4 protein-coding genes are annotated in these 2,934 nt (G+C 34.3%); all 4 read right to left on the bottom strand.

All coding sequences use genetic code 11. From position 1 onward, the window contains the following. The coding region (locus ACZQCL_RS08205; protein WP_482482717.1) for a diphosphate--fructose-6-phosphate 1-phosphotransferase at nucleotides 1-1,185 on the bottom strand (1,185 nt) is incomplete at its 3' end. A gap of 88 nt (nucleotides 1,186-1,273) precedes the next feature. Next, nucleotides 1,274-1,927, bottom strand: coding sequence for a CatA-like O-acetyltransferase (locus ACZQCL_RS08200; protein ID WP_337929911.1), 654 nt, complete (start codon nucleotides 1,925-1,927; stop codon nucleotides 1,274-1,276). A gap of 8 nt (nucleotides 1,928-1,935) precedes the next feature. Continuing rightward, entirely contained in the window at nucleotides 1,936-2,583 is a 648-nt protein-coding gene (locus tag ACZQCL_RS08195; protein WP_482482719.1) for an EamA family transporter, read from the bottom strand. After that, complete coding sequence (locus tag ACZQCL_RS08190) at nucleotides 2,584-2,799, bottom strand: EamA family transporter (protein ID WP_482482715.1); 216 nt, start codon at nucleotides 2,797-2,799, stop codon at nucleotides 2,584-2,586. Nucleotides 2,800-2,934 lie beyond the last annotated feature (135 nt).

Here is a 2,934-nt window from a genome sequence, read left to right as displayed (position 1 = left end):
CAATTTTTCTGATTCAATTAAAGATACCTGTACGTTTCCGTGTGGATCTCTTTCTAAGAATAATTGTTGTTGGATAGTTTGAGGTAAGATTGCGAATACAGCCATTGATTCAGCAGTTAAACCTTTTTCAATGAATGCATATTTTTCTTCCCAGCTACCTAATGCGTTAAATTCTTCTGTTTTGTTTCCAGCTAATAATTCGTTGATTTCAGCAATCAATGCTTTAAATTCTGGAACAAATTCAACTACACCTTCAGGGATGATTGCAACACCGAAGTTGTTTCCATTTGCAGAACGTTTTTCAACAGCATCTGCAATGTAGTCAGCGATTTCAGATAAAGATTGTTTTTTAGCAGCAACTTCTTCTGAAATTAAACAAATGTTTGGTTGAGTTTCTAAAGCACATTCCAAAGCTACGTGACTTGCACTACGTCCCATAACTTTTACAAAGTGCCAGTATTTTTTAGCAGAGTTTGCATCACGTTCGATGTTTCCGATTAATTCACTATATGTTTTAGTTGCAGTATCGAATCCAAATGAACATTCGATGTCTTCGTTTTTCAAGTCACCATCGATAGTTTTTGGACAACCGATAACTTGAACACCTGTATTGTGAGCAGCAAAGTATTCAGCTAATACAGCAGCGTTTGTATTTGAGTCATCACCACCGATAATTACGATAGCAGTGATTCCGTGTTTTTCACAAACTTTTGCAGCAACTGCGAATTGTTCTTCAGTTTCTAATTTTGTACGTCCAGATCCGATAATATCAAATCCACCCGTATTTCTGTATGCATCGATATATGCATCATCGAATTCTACATAGTTGTCTTCTAATAATCCAATAGGACCATTTTTAAATCCGTAAAGAACGTTTTCTTTACTAGTAGCTTTTAATGCATCGTATAGACCACAAATAACATTGTGTCCACCAGGTGCTTGTCCACCAGATAAGATTACACCTACAACTTGTTTTTTAGCTGCAGAAGTATTTTCTCCTTTTTCGAATGTGATTTCTTTTTCTCCGTAAGTGTTAGGGAATAAAGCCGCGATTTTTTCTTGGTCTGCAACACTTTGAGTTGCGTTTCCTTCCTTAACACAGATTTCTGAAATACCATTTCTTAACATTCCAGGCAATTTTGGACTGTATTGGTATCTAGCTTTTTGAAGTGGTGATTGATTCATTTTTATATCTCCTTTTCAATTTATACCTACATTAAAAATTTTATAACACTTTGCCCAAAAAGTAAATAGAGCACCCCATCCAAGGCCTTTATTCAAGGTTTGATTTCAAGCTTTTTAAACTTACTTCTTTTTGCAAATCAGAAAAAAACAAGCCAATATGATATCCATCCGCAACCGCATGCGCAATTGTGATATTTACAGGCATCTGATAATTATCATCATATTTTCCAGCTGTGATGATTGGAAAGAAGGCAGCACCCCCATTGACCACACGACTTGAAACCGCTGTAAATGCAGTCCATGGTGTACATGAAACACAATAAAAGTTTGCAGGTTGGCCTTTCTTTACTTTGATTCCCCTTTTTGTTTTACCTAATTCCATATCATAAGTAATATTCTTGTAGAAAGAATCAAAATCATCCGTAAAATCCGTCCAACAATCCGAAAATGTATGATCTTCTTCATGGAAAATCGTATAGTTTGGAACCAATGAATCCCACACACATAAATCGCCATTTTTATCTTTAAACATTTTAAAATTATCAATTCGATTTAACACTTTAGTCACACAATAAATCAAAGTCGGATAAAACTTATATCCATTGGTATGACAAAAAGATAATAACTCACTCACATCAATATTAGCCGTCATATTCACTTCAACATTTAAACTGTTTGTATAATACAAATAATGCTCTTTACGACACCAATTTTCTAAATCAATCTTCTTATATCTGCACATAAAATCTCCTATATCATCGTCATAATTACAGTACCCACTGTAATCAAAATTAAACCTAGTAATGCCTTCCTTGATAGCTTTTCATGAAATACAACACGAGAAAAAATAATCGTCACTAATATACTCAATTTATCAATTGGTACAACCACACTTGTTGGCCCTTCTTGTAAAGCACGATAGAAACATAACCAAGATGCTCCTGTCGCAAAACCAGATAAGATAATAAATAATAATTCTTTATGATCTATAGATTTTATTTCAGACTGCTTATTTTTCACAAAGACCATAAGCCAAGCCATAACTAATACAACGCTTGTACGAATGGCCGTACCTAAATTAGAATCAATTCCAGAAATACCAATCTTACCTAAAATTGATGTAAGGCTCGCAAATACAGCTGATAAAATCGCATAAATCAACCAGCTTTTATCTAAAGAATTAGACTTCACATCCTCTTTTCTGTTAATCATCAACATTGTACCTAAACCGATCAGACATACACATACTAGTTTAAACAAAGACAATCCTTCATGAAAGAAAATACAAGCCAAAAGAATCGTTAAGATTGTACTGGATTTATCAATAGGAACCACCTTATTCACATTCCCATTTTGTAAAGCCTTGAAATAACATAGCCAGCTAGCTCCTGTTGCGATTCAAGACAAAACTAGAAACAACAAAGTTTTACCACTGATAACCGTAATACCCGATATAGTTCTAGTTAAAAGAACAAGAATCCATGAGAAAACTAAAACCACAATGGTACGTATGGCGGTTGCCACATCTGAATCTGTTTTTGAAATCCCACATTTTGCGAGTACAGAAGTAATGCCCGCAAAAAAGGCAGAACCTGTCGCATATAAAATCCACATAGTATCCCCCTACAAAATGATATACCACGAACCACTTTTATACAAACACCAAAAAGGAAGTTAGTGATTACGCATGAAATGATCTTCAAAATTTCGCGATTTAAGATTATTTATTTTTTTATGCACTTTAATAGT

The organism is Holdemanella sp. (assembly GCF_056804935.1).
Note: the sequence above shows the minus strand (reverse complement) of the source record. Positions and strands in the feature narration are given on the sequence as shown.